This is a genomic window from Paraburkholderia sp. GV068 (genome assembly GCF_003058125.1).
Taxonomy (GTDB): Bacteria; Pseudomonadota; Gammaproteobacteria; order Burkholderiales; family Burkholderiaceae; genus Paraburkholderia; species Paraburkholderia graminis.
Window position 1 is genome coordinate 33,231 of sequence record NZ_QBUB01000027.1, and the last position, 15,645, is coordinate 48,875.

At 60.9% G+C, this 15,645-nt stretch carries 16 protein-coding genes; 8 read left to right on the forward strand and 8 right to left on the reverse strand.

Annotated elements, in window-relative coordinates:
• The first annotated feature begins 45 nt into the window (after positions 1 to 45).
• Positions 46 to 312, forward strand: coding sequence for an H-NS family nucleoid-associated regulatory protein (locus C8K18_RS31660; RefSeq protein WP_107710944.1), 267 nt, complete (start codon positions 46 to 48; stop codon positions 310 to 312).
• Between the two features lie 167 nt (positions 313 to 479).
• On the forward strand, positions 480 to 1,712 hold the full coding sequence (locus C8K18_RS31665) for a serine hydrolase (RefSeq protein ID WP_053859643.1): 1,233 nt from the start codon (positions 480 to 482) through the stop codon (positions 1,710 to 1,712).
• Between the two features lie 154 nt (positions 1,713 to 1,866).
• Here C8K18_RS31665 and pcaG read toward each other — a convergent pair whose 3' ends face one another.
• Together pcaG and pcaH are read right to left on the reverse strand one after the other, a co-directional pair.
• Positions 1,867 to 2,454 (reverse strand): protocatechuate 3,4-dioxygenase subunit alpha, encoded by a 588-nt coding sequence (gene pcaG / locus C8K18_RS31670; RefSeq protein ID WP_107710931.1) that lies wholly within the window; start codon positions 2,452 to 2,454, stop codon positions 1,867 to 1,869.
• 3 nt (positions 2,455 to 2,457) lie between these two features.
• On the reverse strand, positions 2,458 to 3,162 hold the full coding sequence (gene pcaH, locus C8K18_RS31675) for a protocatechuate 3,4-dioxygenase subunit beta (protein WP_107710932.1): 705 nt from the start codon (positions 3,160 to 3,162) through the stop codon (positions 2,458 to 2,460).
• Positions 3,163 to 3,268: 106 nt separating this feature from the next.
• Between pcaH and pcaQ the strand changes: the two genes are divergently transcribed.
• A complete protein-coding gene (gene pcaQ / locus C8K18_RS31680) occupies positions 3,269 to 4,264 on the forward strand; it encodes a pca operon transcription factor PcaQ (protein ID WP_053859641.1) in 996 nt (331 codons plus the stop codon).
• 247 nt (positions 4,265 to 4,511) lie between these two features.
• The gene (locus tag C8K18_RS31685; RefSeq protein WP_053859640.1) at positions 4,512 to 5,645 is read left to right on the forward strand and encodes a 4-hydroxyphenylpyruvate dioxygenase family protein; all 1,134 of its coding nucleotides are present in this window, start codon (positions 4,512 to 4,514) and stop codon (positions 5,643 to 5,645) included.
• Between the two features lie 9 nt (positions 5,646 to 5,654).
• On the opposite strand, the gene C8K18_RS31690 is transcribed toward C8K18_RS31685, so the two are convergent.
• From C8K18_RS31690 to C8K18_RS31715, 6 genes are all read right to left on the reverse strand, one after another.
• Positions 5,655 to 6,287, reverse strand: a complete 633-nt coding sequence (locus C8K18_RS31690; RefSeq protein WP_029971560.1) for a helix-turn-helix domain-containing protein — start codon at positions 6,285 to 6,287, stop codon at positions 5,655 to 5,657.
• A 120-nt stretch (positions 6,288 to 6,407) separates the two neighbouring features.
• Positions 6,408 to 6,596: a hypothetical protein gene (locus C8K18_RS31695; RefSeq protein WP_107710933.1), complete on the reverse strand. Its 189-nt coding sequence runs from the start codon at positions 6,594 to 6,596 to the stop codon at positions 6,408 to 6,410.
• Positions 6,597 to 6,619: 23 nt separating this feature from the next.
• The gene (locus tag C8K18_RS31700) at positions 6,620 to 7,000 is read right to left on the reverse strand and encodes a hypothetical protein (protein ID WP_107710934.1); all 381 of its coding nucleotides are present in this window, start codon (positions 6,998 to 7,000) and stop codon (positions 6,620 to 6,622) included.
• Positions 7,001 to 7,071: 71 nt separating this feature from the next.
• Positions 7,072 to 7,365: a DUF4148 domain-containing protein gene (locus C8K18_RS31705; protein WP_107710935.1), complete on the reverse strand. Its 294-nt coding sequence runs from the start codon at positions 7,363 to 7,365 to the stop codon at positions 7,072 to 7,074.
• Between the two features lie 173 nt (positions 7,366 to 7,538).
• Positions 7,539 to 8,612, reverse strand: coding sequence for an aldose epimerase family protein (locus tag C8K18_RS31710; RefSeq protein WP_006047715.1), 1,074 nt, complete (start codon positions 8,610 to 8,612; stop codon positions 7,539 to 7,541).
• A gap of 34 nt (positions 8,613 to 8,646) precedes the next feature.
• Positions 8,647 to 9,870, reverse strand: a complete 1,224-nt coding sequence (locus C8K18_RS31715; protein ID WP_006047716.1) for a DNA-binding transcriptional regulator — start codon at positions 9,868 to 9,870, stop codon at positions 8,647 to 8,649.
• A gap of 268 nt (positions 9,871 to 10,138) precedes the next feature.
• Here C8K18_RS31715 and xylA point away from each other — a divergent pair, with 268 nt between their 5' ends.
• The 4 genes from xylA (at position 10,139) to C8K18_RS31735 (ending at position 15,472) form a co-directional block, all read left to right on the forward strand.
• Positions 10,139 to 11,461: a xylose isomerase gene (xylA, locus tag C8K18_RS31720; RefSeq protein WP_107710936.1), complete on the forward strand. Its 1,323-nt coding sequence runs from the start codon at positions 10,139 to 10,141 to the stop codon at positions 11,459 to 11,461.
• A gap of 147 nt (positions 11,462 to 11,608) precedes the next feature.
• Entirely contained in the window at positions 11,609 to 12,637 is a 1,029-nt protein-coding gene (gene xylF, locus C8K18_RS31725; RefSeq protein ID WP_029971564.1) for a D-xylose ABC transporter substrate-binding protein, read from the forward strand.
• A 79-nt stretch (positions 12,638 to 12,716) separates the two neighbouring features.
• The gene (xylG, locus tag C8K18_RS31730; RefSeq protein ID WP_107710937.1) at positions 12,717 to 14,276 is read left to right on the forward strand and encodes a D-xylose ABC transporter ATP-binding protein; all 1,560 of its coding nucleotides are present in this window, start codon (positions 12,717 to 12,719) and stop codon (positions 14,274 to 14,276) included.
• On the forward strand, positions 14,273 to 15,472 hold the full coding sequence (locus C8K18_RS31735) for a sugar ABC transporter permease (RefSeq protein ID WP_107710938.1): 1,200 nt from the start codon (positions 14,273 to 14,275) through the stop codon (positions 15,470 to 15,472). The genes xylG and C8K18_RS31735 overlap by 4 nt, the downstream gene beginning before the upstream one ends.
• Positions 15,473 to 15,645: the final 173 nt, after the last annotated feature.

Sequence of the window (15,645 nt, forward strand, 5' to 3'; positions counted from 1 at the left end):
CCATTTTATTTCCATCACAAACATTATTAGCTGCAACCGGTCATGATGAAAGAGCGAGAAGAACAACAACGGCTGTTCGACCTCGACGGGAATGCGCGTGAGCGCCTGATCGCGTGGATACGCCGGCGCATGGACGAATACGGCATCACGATCGAAGCGCTCAGCAAGTCGATAGCCGCAGACGCCGCCGCGACGCGCGCGGTCATGTATCGCGACGCGTTCGGCAATACGTGGGACGGCCATGGCGACAAGCCCGACTGGCTCGCGCGCGCCATTTACGCCGGACAGAACATCGACCACTTTCGCTGCTAAGCGCGAGCAATGCTGTCGCGGCATCGACGTCGCTTGCGATTAACCGGCGCGGACATTTGCCGTTGATCGTGTGCGCGATCTCCCTTAACATCCCCGGGTCGTTGCCGGCCACGCGCTCCGCTGCAGTTCTTCATCACGGGCGCGCGCGGCACAGAACTGGAAGCTGCATGCCGTACCGTCGACCCACTCCTTCATCGTCATTCCCTGAATTCCGTTTTGCTGCGTGGCTCCGTTATGTCGCCGTGCTCGGCCTGTTGTGCCTGAACGTCGGCTGGACCTTCGGCGCGACTCACGAGCCTGTTCGGCATGCGTCGGTTCGCGTGAGCCGTCATATCTCGCCGCCCGCGCGGCATACGTCGAAGGCCAAAGCGCGAAGCGCCGGCAAAGCGAACAAGGTTGCCACGCGCAAGGCGCACAGGCGCAAGCATGTCACCGACGACGAGCGTTCCATGCACGCAAGCAAGCTCGCGCCGAAATCGCGCCGCCACGCCGCACGCATTGCGCGCGAGCCGCGCAATGGACGGCGTACTGCCGGAGTGACCGCGCATCGCAACCGGCAGCCTCGAGAACCCGCATCGCGTACATCGATGAATACCGCACATGGGGCCCATGCGGGGCTCCGCCTGTTGCCCCGCTGCGGATATACGCCAAAGTCCCGCGCATTGCTGCGCGCGCGTTCAGTCTTCGTGGTCGACGAACGAACGCAAACCGTGCTCACCGAAAAGCAGGCCGATCGCGTGATGCCGATTGCTTCGGTATCCAAACTAATGACGGCCGTCGTCGCGCTCGATACACGGCACGCGCTCGATGCACCGCTGAACGTCACCGTCCAAGATCAGGATTTCGACAAGTTCACAGGTTCGCGTCTGAGCGTCGGCTCGGTTTTGTCGCGCCACGACATGCTGCACATTGCGCTGATGTCGTCGGAAAATCGCGCGGCTGCCGCGTTGAGCCGCGATTACGCCGGCGGCAGACCGGGCTTCGTGGCCGCGATGAACGCGAAGGCGCGCGCGCTCGGCATGCGCCATACGTCGTTTGTAAACGGCACGGGCTTGTCGCCGCATAACGTGTCGACGGCGCGCGACCTGGCTCGGCTCGTGGCGGCCGCCAGCCGCTATCCGCTGATTCGCGCATATTCGACCGACCGCGACCAGTGGGTATTTCCTGGCGGTCCGCGCGCGCGTTTGAGTTATCACAACTCGAATGCGCTGGTGAGAAGCGGCGACCGGTCGATCGTATTGCAGAAAACCGGCTTCATTAACGAGGCGGGACACTGCGTTGTCGTGCGAATGATCGTGCACGGCAGGCCGATCGACATTGTCGTGCTCGGCGCGCCAGGTCCGCATGACCATATTGCGGACGTGATCAGAATCCGCCGCTGGCTGCGTTGCTCGTTGTGATGATCAAGCCTGCAGATCGAGCCTGCATTTTCAGCGGGCGCAAAAAAAAGCCCGCACTAAGGCGGGCTCAACTACTCGGAGTTTCGCGATCCAGTCGCTTGACGGATCGCTTTCAGTGTAGGCGAAAGCTATATGAAAGTGTAGGGATTCCGCGTCACAGGTCGAAAAAAACCGTTTCCTTGTCGCCCTGCATGTGGATGTCGAAGCGATACACGTTCGCGGTATTCGCGTCGCGCCGCGCGATCAGCGTATCGCGGCGATCGGCCGGAACCGCTGCCAGTACCGGATCGCGTTCATTGGCATTCGCTTCGTCCTCGAAATAAATGCGTGTGAACGTGTGCAGCAGCATGCCTCGCATCGTGACGATCACGTTCAGATGCGGCGCCTCGTCCGCACTCACGCGGCCGGGCTTGATCGTCTCCACGACAAAGCGCTTGTGCGGGTCCGTGCCCGTGCCGACGCGGGCAAAGCCGCGAAAACCGGTCTTCAGGATTTCGTCGCGCGATTCGGGGTAGTGCCCGTTCGCGTCCACTTGCGACACTTCGAGCATCGCATCGCCGATCACGTTGCCGTCGCCGTCGAACACCTGGCCCACGATCGTGATGTGCTCGCCGGCCGCCTCGCGGTCCGCGAGAACGGGCGTGAACAGGCTCTTGAAGTCGAAATCGTATTGCTGCGGGCACAGGCCGTACGCGAAGTACGGTCCGACCGTCTGCGAGGGCGTTTGCTTGAGAGTGGTCATGGCTTAGCGCTCCATCGGAGTTTCGTTGCGGCCGCGCAGCACGATGTCGAAGTCGTAGCCGAGCGCGTACGACTCTTGCGTCGTGCCGAGCGAGAAGTTGGCTATCAGCCGGTCACGCGCATGCTCCGGCGTGCCCTGGAAGATCGGATCGAACGCCAGCAGCGGGTCGCCCGGAAAATACATTTGCGTGACGAGGCGCGAACCGAAATGCTCGCCGAACAGCGAGAAGTGGATGTGATTCGGGCGCCATGCATTCGGATGATTGCCCCACGGATACGCGCCGGGTTTGATCGTCAGAAAGCGATAACGGCCTTCGTTATCGGTGATGCAGCGGCCCGCGCCGAGAAAATTCGGATCGAGCGGCGCGTCGTGCTGATCGACCTTGTGCACGTAACGGCCCGCCGCGTTCGCCTGCCAGATTTCGACGAGCGTGTTGCGCACCGGCCGGCCGCCCTCGTCGAGCACACGGCCCGTCACGATGATACGTTCGCCAAGCGGCTCGCCATTACGCACGGCGTTGCGGGTCAGATCGTTGTCGAGCGCGCCGAGGTCTTCGGTGCCGTAGACGGGCACGCGCTGATCGCGCAGCTTTTCCTTCAACGGAATCAGCGGACGCGTGGGACCGCGTTTAACCGACGAACCGTAGCCGGGATAAATGTACTCGGGATGCGACGCGAAATCGCGCGCGCTGAGAAAGGAATCGTCCATCGATGTCTCCTTCGGCAATTGTGGGATAGAGCTTATAAGGCCACTTTATCCAAACTGTCCGGTTATGAAAAATGACGTTTTGGCGTTTTTCGTATAACCTGCCGTTATGCAACGCAGCCTCGCGGACAGTCGCGTCAAATTCCGTCATCTTCAGTGCTTTCTGGCCGTGGCCCAGTTCGGCAGCGTCCAGCGGGCGGCTGACAGCCTGTCGATCACCCAGCCCGCCGTCTCCAAGACGGTCGCGGAACTCGAAGCCATTCTCGGCGTGAAACTGTTCGAACGGGGCCGTCACGGCGCCGTGCCGACGCGCGAAGGGCAACTTTTCATGCCGCACGCGAGCGCCTGCGTCAGCGCATTGCGGCAAGGCGTCGATCTGCTTTCGCGCGCCGAAGGCGCCGCCGCGGCCACGCTCGAAGTTGGGATTCTTCCGACCGTCGCCGCCGCGCTGATGCCGCCTGTCCTCAAGCGGTTTGCGTCGCTCTGGCCGCGCGTGATCGTGCGTCTGGCAACCGGCGCGAACCCGGAATTGCTCGAGCGTCTGAAAGCGGGCACGATTGAATTCGCAGTCGGCCGGCTCGCCGATCCCGAGCGCATGGTCGGCCTCAGCTTCGAGCAGTTGTTCAGCGAACCGCTGATCGCCGTCGTGCGGGCGGGGCATCCGCTCGGCGACACGCCGGGGTTGCCGTCCGCCGCGTTGCAGGATTTCCCGGTGGTGTTGCCGCCGTTCGGCACGCTGATCCGGCAGTCGGCGGACAGTCTGCTGAGCGCATGGGGCGTGCTGCCGTTGTCAGCGTTTGTCGAAGTGTTGTCGGTGTCGACGGGGCGTGCATTGACGCTCGAGAACGACGCCGTCTGGTTCGTGCCGCTGAGTGCAGTGGAGTACGAGTTGGCGCACGGCATGTTCGTGCGTTTGCCGTTGCCGTTTGCGGGCACCGACGAGCCTGTCGGTCTGATCCGGCGCTCGGACACGCAGCCTTCGCCGGTGGGGCGTGCGTTTATCGACGCGGTGCGAGAGGTCGCGCAATCGAGGATGGCTGCGAGCGGTGGCAAACCGGCGAGCAAGCCTGTGCGCAAGCGGATGCGCCGCACGGCGGCGAAGTAACAGAGTTGGCGTTTCAGGCTCATTGCGCTCACCGGAGCACCGGATATTCGAGCGCGCGACTCACGGTGTTTGTGAACCATCCAGTACAAATTCAAGTTGCGAACCAGGCGCGAGCCGGTGTAAAAACACGGTGCGAAAGCCGTCGACAACCGCGCGCGGTTGCGTCACGCGCAGGCAGTGTCACACTGCGAGTTCAGCAAAAGCTTGCACAGAAAACAGCGTCGAAACACAGTACAAGGAGATTGCCATGCCCAGCGACTTGCCCACTCCAGAGGCCGCGCTTCGCGCTGTGTCGGCGCCTGAGCATAATCCGCTCGGCACTGCCGGCATCGAATTCGTGGAGTTCGCCTCGCGCGATCCGCAGGCGCTCGGCGACACGTTCGTCAGGCTCGGCTTCAAGGCGATTGCGCGCCACATCAGCAAGGACGTCACGCTATACCGGCAGGGCGAAATGAATTTCCTGATCAACGCGGAGCCGGATTCGTTCGCCGCGCGCTACGCCGAAGAATACGGCGCCGGCATTTGCGCAATCGGCATTCGCGTGGCCGATGCGCAGCGCGCTTTCGACCGCGCAATCGAACTCGGCGCGTGGGCGTTCGAAGGCGAGCGAATCGGCGCGGGCGAGTTGCTGATTCCGGCCATTCAGGGCATTGGCGATTCACACATTTACTTTGTCGACCGTTGGCGCGGACGCGGCGGCCAGCGCGGCGGGCTTGGCGATATTTCGATCTTCGACATCGACTTCCGTCCGATCCAGATCGACACCGCGCAGGCGGATCTGAGCCATGCGGGCACCGGCCTCGTCGCAGTGGATCACTTGACGCAAACGGTCGGCGAAGGCCGCATGCAGGAGTGGCTCGACTTCTATCGCGATCTGCTCAATTTCCGCGAGATTCACGAGCTGCATGCGAACTGGCATGTGTCGGCGGAATCGCGTGTGATGGTGTCGCCGTGCGGCGCGATCCGCATTCCGCTTTACGAGGAAGGCACGCGCCGTACGAACCTGATGCACGAATACTTGCCCGATCATCCGGGCGAGGGCGTGCAGCACATTGCGCTCGCAACAGACGACATCTTCGCTTGCGTCGAGCAGTTGCTTGCCAACGGTGTGCAATTTGTCGAGCCGCCGCCGCGCTATTACGAGCAACTGGACGCGCGTTTGCCGGGACATGGACTCGACGTCGAGCGCCTGAAGCGCACGCATGTTCTCGTGGATGGCGAGATTGGCGCGGACGGTATACCGCTATTGTTTTTCCAGACTTTCGTGCGCCGCGGACCCGGCGAGATTTTCTTCGAGATCGTTCAGCGCAAGGGACATCATGGTTTCGGCGAAGGCAATCTCAGTGCGCTCGCACAGGCGCGAGGACAAGCGAACGCTTGAGACGTTGCGCTATTTCCGGGGCGATTCGTCTATTGCGGGTGCTTGCGGAATGTCGGCGCTTGTCGCCATCCATAATACTTCGGCATCCTCTTCACTCGTCGACACTGCGGCGTGGCCGGTGCGGCTGTCGAAGTAGAGACTGTCGCCGGCGTTCAGATGCGTCGGCGCATACAACTCGGAATAGAGGCACACGCTGCCGCTAATCACGTAGAGAAACTCTTCGCCTTCATGGCGGCCCCAGTCGTCGAACGCATCGAGCGTGTGCGCCGAAATGCGGATGCGAAACGGCAGCATGGCTTTGTGCGCGAGATCGGTCGCGAGCAGTTCCATTTGATAGCCGCGATATGCGTGGCGCTGTCCTTCGCCTTTGCGCGTGAGTGCGCGACGCCCATTTGCGCTGATCTTCGGCGCAGAGCCAAACAATTCGCCGATCTCGATCTTCAGTCCAAGGACGATTTTTTGCAGCACGTCGAAAGTCGGGGACATGAGGCCGTTTTCGACTTTCGAGAGCGTCGAGCGTGAGACGCCGCACAGGCGGCTCGCGGTTTCGAGCGTCAGGTCTTGCGACTGACGGGCGGCGCGTACGCGACGGCCCAGATCGGTCGTCAAGGGTTCGGCGGGCTTCGTGATGTGCGTGTCCATGAGTTGCTGCTTTGTTTGCTACTGAAGGGCGATTGTATTGCGTGTTTCCGATAATAACATTCGCCGTGGCTGAGCATGCCGACGCGGCGCTCGTCGCAAACCGGCGACGGCGCTGGGTGGTTACTGTTTGTCTTTCTGATTGGAAACGCAGAGGCGAAAAATCGCGTGCAATGAGTTGTCGCGACGAGCGTGCACGCCCGCGTCTGATTGGATCAAGAAGCAACCGTCGCGGTTGCCATAAAACTCGCCGTACTTCGCAAGCGGGTGCTTTCCGTTTATCTTCGTGTCGTAGGTGACGATGGGACCCATCGCGAGATGTCGATCGCGTGCCGTCAGACGAAGCGATTCTTTTTCGCGCTCTTCTTTCTTGCCGCGGGCTCGACGCCGACACGCGAGTCGCGCCTTCTGACTACTTCAACCACCGCGCCCGCCAGCGCTTCAAACTCTTCATGCGTCTGCGACAAATAAAGCCACTTGCCGAGTACAGGATGCGGCGCCAACTCAGGAAACTCGCGAATAAGATCTGCGTGGCGATCGCGCGATGTACATACCAGCAATCCATTCCACGGCTCTTCGCCATTGCCGACCGAGAGACAAAGCAAGCCATCGACATAAGCTGCTTCAAAGCCGAATAAGCGCTTCCTCATGAAACCGGGGTCGTCCTCGATAGACTCGAACACCCACAGCAATGAATTCTTGACGGTTGATCCCATGACCGCTCCTCGTTTCGAGCGGTCATCTTAAAGCGAATCTGTGCGATGTCGTATCTACGGAAAAGCGGTTGTCACTGAGCCGGCGCGGCCGCTCCTGTTTGCGACGATCCCGTTGCCGTCGATCCGTAACCGGTCGTGTCGCTCTGAGCCATTGCGTTCTGTGCGGCAACGCGAGCCTCGGCCGCTTGGATATCGGCGGGATAATTGGCATCCACTGCAGCCGCCGGGTTATAACCGGCCTGTTCGATCTGCTTTAACTGAGCCTTCACTTCCGCGCGCGTGAGCGGCTGTTCCGATTGTGCAAACGATGCGACTGGCGCGGCCAGCACAACAGCAAGAGTCACTGCCTTAATCAGCGTGTTCATGATGCTTCCCTCCGGGAATGGTGTCGTCCGATGCCGCTGTGGATCGTCGGCACCATGCGCGGATTGTAGGAAGCGGTTATTCGAGGGCAAACCCCCAATGCAGTAATTCACTCTTGCAGCAATTGATAAGTCGGCGTGCTGTAATCCCAGCGACTGCAAATGAAGGCGTTTTGTCACACGCCTTCGCGCACACCCACGCGATACGCAGTCACTTGCCGGTACGTGTCGCCGGGTCGCAGGATCACGTCATTCTGTTCCTCCGGCATGTTGACCTGGTTCGGAAAGCCGCCCGCTTCCAGACACAGTCCCGCATGTGTCTGATAGCGAGCTCCGCCGCGTCCTGCATCGCCTTTTAGAAAGTTGCCGCTATAAAACTGCAAGCCGCGCTGATCCGTCGACACAGTCAGTTCGCGGCCGCTGCCGGGGTCGTAAAGACACGCGACTTCTCGCACCTTGCCTGCGCCGCCAGGTGCATCGCGCAACACATAGCAATGATCGAATCCGCCCGCTTGCACGAGTTGCGCATGCGGCCATTCAAGGCGTGCGCCGATCGGCGCGCTTTGCCGGAAGTCGAATGCGTTGCCCGCTACGTCGGCCAACTTCGAAGGGATCATCGCTGCGTCGACTTCGAAGAACCGGTCCGCGTCGATTGACAGCATATGTCCGCGAATATCGGCACCCGCGCGGCCCGTCAGGTTGAAGTACCCATGACTCGTTAGATTGAGCGGCGTCGCGGCGTCGGCAATGGCCTCGTATTCGATGGTCAAGGTGCCGTCGTCGTCGAGCGTGTAGCGCACTTGCGCGGTCACATTGCCCGGAAAACCGGCGTCGCCTTCCGGCGACTCGAGGCGCATCAACAGCGACCCATTGTCTTCGCTCACGTCCCACATCGCGCGATGAAAACCGACGCTTCCACCATGCAGCAGCTTCGTGCCTTCATTGCGGTCGAGTGTGTATTCGATGCCGTCGAGCGTAAAACGCGCGTCGGCAATGCGGTTCGCCCAGCGGCCAATCAGGCCGCCCATAAAAGTCGTGGCCGCGAAGTACTGAGCCGGTGTGTCGTGGCCGAGAAGAATATCGCCGAGACGTCCCGCGCGATCCGGCGCATGCCACGAAACCAGCGTCGCGCCGAGATCGCTAATCGCGACCTTCATGCCGTGCGCGTTACGCAATGTAAAGAGCCGTACCGGATCGCCGCCATTGAGCGTGCCCCACGGCTCGGAAGAAAGTTGTGCGATGCTGATCATGTCGTCGATAGAAAATAAAAAAGTAAAGGCATGCTCAGCCTGGCGTCGAAGCCTGAGTCAAACTCGCGCGCTCCTGGTACTCGCGTGGCGTGCACCCAAGCTCCCGACGAAATACGGCGTACATGTATTGCAGCGACGTAAAGCCGCAACGTATTGCCACTTCCGCGCTCGACGCATCGCGTTTTGCAAGCAGCGCTTTCGCGACATCGAGCTTATGGCGCAAGATCTCCTGATGCACCGTGCACTTGCGCTCGCGTCGAAAGTACTCTTCGAGCGACGAACGCGACACGCCGACATAATCCGCCACCTGTTCAGTGCGAATACCCTGGCAAGCATACTGGCGAATAAAATGCCGCGCGCGCATTACATAGGGACTCGCGAGCGGCTGATGCCTGGTCGATTCGAGTACGTTGATGCCAACAGGCGGCACGAGAATGCGCCGCCCAGGAAAGCGCGCGCCATGCAGCATCTGATGCAATAGGTGAGCCGCAGTGCGGCCCATTTCCTCAGTACCCTGAATCACGGAAGAAAGTGGAATACGAGTGAGCGTGCGCGTGAGCGGATCGTTGTCGATACCGATAATCGCCACTTCTTCCGGCACCGGAATGCCCGCAATCAGACACGCTTGCAGCAAATGCCGCGCACGCGCGTCGGTCACGGCAATAATGCCGACCGGCTTCGGCAATTCGCGCAGCCACGCGGTGAGTTGTTCGGTCGCCTGGTTCCATGAAGGCGCGCTCGTGGAAAGACCGCGATAGATCTCGCTTTGAATCTGCTCGGCACTGTGGCCGTCCGCATTGCGCAAATGTGCGAATGCAAGTTCGCGCTGCTGCGCCCAGCGGTTCTCTTGCGCTTGCGGCAGGCTGTATAGCGCAAAATGTTCGAGGCCCGCGCCAATCAGATGCGTGTACGCGAGCGAGACGAGCTTGCTGTTGTCCGTTGCGATATAGGGTAAATCCGGGGGATATTGCGCGGGGTCCTCGAATGACGATCCCACAGCGACCACCGGCAATGGACAATCGCGCAGCGCCTCGCTCACGGCAGGATCGTCGAAATCCGCGATGATGCCGTCGCCGTCGAAGCGCTCGATGCCCGTCAACCGGCAGCGAAAGTCGTCTTCCAGAAAGAGGTCCCACGCCACGCGCGTGGACAGCAAGTAGTTGCCGATCCCGGTAATGATCTCGCGGTCGTAGACCTTGTTCGCGTTGAAGAGCAGCGCGATTCGATGCGTCGTCTGTGGTGTTTGCGGACGGGTCATGGCGGTGAGCGGCCGGCGGACGTTGAAACCCGCACAGCCTTTGTCTCCTTTGAATCCGTATTTTTAAGCGTCCGGTTATTCTAGGCCGCCAATAGCGCGCGGGGGCAAACAAAATGGCGGGCGGTAAGAAACATCAAGCACACTGCGCAATTTCGCAATTGCCGATGCCTCCGGCAAGCGGCAGCATGGCGTCACCTTATCGACCGCCCCGGCCACGTCGCACGGGTTGCGGTGCAACATAATCCCTTTAGATGGGAAGGAGACGCTGATGTCCTACTTCGAACATATTCCCGAGATCCGTTATGAAGGCCCGCAATCGGACAATCCGCTTGCGTACCGCCACTACGATAAAAGCAAAAAGGTACTCGGCAAAACGCTCGAAGAACATCTGCGGATAGCGGTGTGTTACTGGCATACGTTTGTGTGGCCGGGCGTCGATATTTTCGGGCAGGGCACCTTCAAGCGCCCCTGGCAGCAACCGGGCGACGCGATGGAAATGGCGCATCTGAAAGCAGACGCTGCGTTCGAATCCTTCTCGAAGCTCGGCACGCCGTATTACACTTTTCATGACACCGACGTTGCACCCGAAGGTGCGAACCTGAAGGAATACAGCGAGAACTTTTCCCGCATAGTGGACTACCTCGCGCGCAAGCAGCAGGACACGGGTATCAAACTGCTATGGGGCACCGCCAATCTGTTTTCGCATCCGCGTTATGCGGCCGGCGCCGCGACGAGTCCCAACCCGGACATCTTCGCGTTTGCCGCGACCCAGGTGCGCCATGCGCTCGACGCGACGCAGCGGCTCGGAGGCGATAACTATGTATTGTGGGGCGGGCGCGAAGGCTACGACACGCTGCTTAACACGGACCTCGTGCGCGAACGCGATCAACTCGCGCGCTTCCTGCATATGGTCGTGGACCACGCACACAAAATCGGCTTCAAAGGTTCTCTGTTGATCGAGCCTAAGCCGCAAGAGCCGACCAAGCATCAATACGATTACGATGTCGCGACCGTCCACGGCTTCTTGCTGCAATACGGTCTCGAGAAAGAGATTCGCGTGAATATCGAGGCGAATCATGCGACGCTTGCGGGCCACTCGTTTCATCACGAGATCGCGACGGCCTATGCGCTCGGTATTTTCGGCAGCGTCGACGCCAATCGCGGCGACCCGCAAAACGGCTGGGACACGGATCAGTTCCCCAATAGCGTGGAAGAACTGACGCTCGCCTTCTACGAAATCCTGGGCCACGGCGGCTTCACGACAGGCGGCATGAACTTCGACTCGAAAGTGCGGCGGCAAAGCGTCGATCCGGAAGATCTCTTTTACGGCCACGTTGGCGCAATCGATAACCTCGCGCTCGCCGTCGAACGCGCGGCCGTATTGATTGAAAACGACCGCCTTGGTCAATTCAAGCGTGAGCGTTATGCCGGTTGGGACGCCGATTTTGGCCGCAAGATTCTTTCCGGCGACTATTCGCTGTCGACACTCGCCGCAGACGCACTGTCGCGCGACCTCAATCCGCAGCATGCAAGCGGCCACCAGGAGCGCATGGAAAACATCGTGAATCAGGCTATTTATAGCGGACGCTAAAGGGCATCATCGTTGCAAATGAAGAAAGCGCGCGGGTGCAACTCGCGCGCATAAAAAGAAGCTTTGGGTCGTCGCTTGTCCGGACCTGCGGCTCGCAGCGCAGGCCGTCCAATCCGGAATTCCGGCTATCAGAAGAAGGAGACAGAGATGAAATTCGCAACGCGTCGTACTGTATTGAGTTCGCTCGTATGTGGAGCGGTGTTGGCGAGCCTTTCGCTTATCGCGCCGCTTGCGCACGCGAGCAAGGATCACCCTGAAATCGGCTTCTGTATCGACGACCTGCGCGTCGAGCGCTGGTCGCGCGATCGCGACTATTTCGTCGCTGCTGCGGAAAAACTCGGTGCGAAAGTATCCGTGCAATCCGCCGACGCCAGCGAGGCGCGGCAAATCTCGCAGATCGAGAACCTCATCTCGCGCGGCGTGGATGTGATCGTGATCGTGCCGTTCAATTCGAAGACGCTCGGCAACGTCGTGGCCGAAGCGAAAAAAGCGGGGATCAAGGTCGTGTCGTATGACCGCCTGATTCTGGACGCCGACGTGGACGGCTATATCTCGTTCGATAACGAAAAGGTCGGCGAATTGCAGGCACAAGGCGTGTTTAACGCGCAACCGAAGGGCAACTACTTCCTGCTCGGCGGCGCACCGACCGACAACAACGCGAAGATGCTGCGCGAAGGCCAGTTGAAGGTACTCAAGCCTGCCATCGACAAGGGCGACATCAAAGTGGTGGGCCAGCAGTGGGTGCCGGAGTGGAGCGCATCCACGGCGCTGCGCATCGTCGAAGACGCGCTGACCGCGAACAACAACAAGATCGACGCCATCGTCGCGTCGAACGACGGCACCGCAGGCGGCGCGATCCAGGCGCTCGCCGCGCAGCACATGGCGGGCAAGGTGCCGGTGTCGGGTCAGGACGCGGACCTCGCCGCAGTCAAGCGCGTGATTGCGGGCACGCAGACCATGACGGTCTACAAGCCGTTGAAGCTGATTGCCGGCGAAGCCGCCAAGCTCTCGGTTGCATTGGCGAAGGGCGAGAAGCCCGCGTTTAACGCGCAGTACGACAACGGCAAGAAGAAAGTCGACACGGTGCTGCTGCAGCCCACGTTGCTCACCAAGAGCAACGTCGATGTAGTCGTCAAGGACGGCTTCTATACCCAGGCCCAGCTCGCGAGCCAATGAGCGTAACGCGCGCGCGGTTTGCGCCGATACGGCTGTCGCGTATCGGCGCGATCGCGCGCCTTGCAGCGAGGCATAGCGAATGACGCAACCGTTACTGACGATGCGCGGCATCGTCAAGGCATTTTCAGGCGTGAAAGCACTCGACGGAATCGACCTGACGGTCGCGCCGGGCGAGTGCGTCGGCTTGTGCGGCGAAAACGGCGCAGGCAAATCGACGCTGATGAAAGTACTGTCCGGCGTATATCCGCACGGTACCTGGGATGGCGAGATAACCTGGGAAGGCACGCCGCTGAAAGCAGCGGGCATACGCGACACGGAGCGCGCCGGCATCATCATCATTCACCAGGAGTTGATGCTGGTGCCCGAATTGTCGGTGGCCGAGAACATTTTTCTCGGCAATGAAATCACGCTGCCCGGCGGCCGCATGAATTACGCCGCGATGTACCAACGCGCGGACGAATTGCTGCGCGAGCTCGGCATTCAGGGCATCAATGCGGCGCAACCGGTGATGAACTACGGCGGCGGCCATCAGCAGTTGATCGAGATTGCGAAGGCGCTCAACAAACGCGCGAAGCTGCTGATTCTGGATGAACCGTCGTCGTCGCTTACTTCCTCGGAGATTGCCATTCTGCTGGACATCGTGCGCGATCTGAAGCGGCGCGGCGTGGCCTGTGTCTACATCTCGCACAAGCTCGACGAAGTCGCCGCCGTTTGCGACACGATCAGCGTGATTCGCGACGGACGCCATGTCGCCACCGAGCCCATGCACGCGTTGACGACAGACCGCATCATTTCGCTGATGGTCGGACGCGAGATCAAGAACCTGTTCCCGCGCGAGCCGCATCCGATTGGCGACGTCGTTTTCGAAGCGCGCAACGTCACCTGTTTCGACGTGACGAATCCGCGCCGCAAGCGCGTGAACGATGTGTCGTTTGCGTTGCGGCGCGGCGAAATTCTCGGCGTGGCCGGGCTCGTCGGCGCGGGGCGCACGGAATTGATGCAGGCGATTTTCGGCGCCTATCCCGGCACGAGCGAGGCAACGGTCGTCATGGAAGGCAAGGCCGTGAGGATTCGCGCGCCTATCGATGCGATTCGCGCGGGCATCGGCATGGTGCCGGAAGATCGCAAGCGCCACGGCATCGTGCCGGGTCTGAGTGTCGGCCACAACATCACGCTCGCGGTGCTGCAGCGCTTTGCATCGGGTGGACGCATCGATTCCGCAGCCGAGCTAGATACGATTCATACGGAAATGAAGCGGCTTTCCGTGCGCGCCGCTCATCCGATGTTGTCGATAGCGAGCCTTTCCGGCGGCAACCAGCAGAAAGCCGTGCTCACGCGCATGTTGCTGACCGATCCCAAAGTACTGATTCTCGACGAACCTACACGAGGCGTCGACGTCGGCGCGAAATACGAAATCTACAAACTCATTTTTCAACTGGCGCAGCGCGGCATGTCGATCGTGATGGTGTCGTCCGAATTGCCGGAAGTACTCGGCATTAGCGACCGCGTGCTCGTGATCGGCGAAGGCGAATTGCGCGGCGATTTCGTCAACGACGGCCTCACGCAGGAAGACATTCTCAGCGCCGCGATCCGTCCCGTGCAGCGAGTCCCGAACCCAACCGCAGCGAGTGCAGCATGACGCCCGACGTTACTTCCCAACGCGCCGACAATACTGCGCCGCGAGGCGCATTCGGCGGTCCGCAGCGCATTCAGCAACTGTTCGCGCGCTACAAGATTCTCGCGCTGCTGATTGCCGTGGCCGCCATCTGGATTTTCTTTTCGGTGCTCACGCACGGCGCCTTCGTGACGCCGCGCAATCTGTCGAACCTGCTGCGGCAGATGTCGATCACCGGCATGCTCGCGTGCGGCATGGTGTTCGTGATCATCGCGGGCGAGATCGATCTGTCGGTCGGATCGCTGCTCGGTTTGCTCGGCGGCGTGGCCGCGATACTCGACGTCAACCGTCACTGGCCGATAGGCGTCACGTTGCCCGCCGTGATGCTGCTCGGCGTGCTCGTCGGCCTCTTCAACGGATGGTGGTCGACATACCGGCGCGTGCCGTCGTTCATTGTCGGTCTCGGCGGCATGCTCGCGTATCGCGGGATTCTGCTCGGCGTGACAGGCGGTTCGACCATCGCGCCGGTCTCCGACAGTTTCGTGTTCGTCGGCCAGGGCTATCTGCCGAAACTGGCCGGCGATACGCTTGCCGTCGTGCTGTTTCTATTGCTCGCGTTTCTGACGATACGTCAGCGCCGCAATCGCGAGCGCTATCAGTTGAGCGTGGTGCCGGTCTGGCAGGACGTTGCCAAAGTGGTCGGCGCGGGCGCGATTCTCGCAGGCTTCGTGGCGACGCTCGATCGTTACGGCGGCATTCCGGTGCCCGTTCTTCTGCTGCTCGCGTTGCTCGGCATCTTTACCTGGGTCGCCACCCAGACCGTCTTTGGCCGACGCATTTACGCAGTCGGATCGAATCTCGAAGCGACGCGCCTGTCCGGTGTCAACACGAATCGCGTGAAGCTCGCCATTTTCGCGCTGATGGGATTGATGTGCGCGTTCGCCGGCATCGTGAACACGGCGCGCCTGGCCGCAGGATCGCCGTCGGCGGGCTCGATGGGCGAACTGGACGCGATTGCCGCGTGCTTTATCGGCGGAACGTCGATGCGCGGCGGCTCGGGCACGGTCTACGGCGCATTGATCGGCGCGCTCGTGATGGCGAGTCTCGACAACGGCATGTCGATGCTCGACGTCGATGCCTACTGGCAGATGATCGTGAAGGGCGGCATTCTGGTGCTCGCCGTATGGATCGATGTCGTGTCGGGCTCGAACCGGCGCTGAGCCTGTTGACCAAAGCAAGGCAGAGCAAAGCCGCACGCTCTGCACATTTAATGAAACGCCCCACGGCACGCTAGCCAGGCGGTCCGCCTCGCTAGCGTGCCCCTCGCGCCCGCCCCGCGCGCGCACGGCTTCATCCGACGAATTTAAGTCCGCGGCCGTTCCTCCGTCTTACT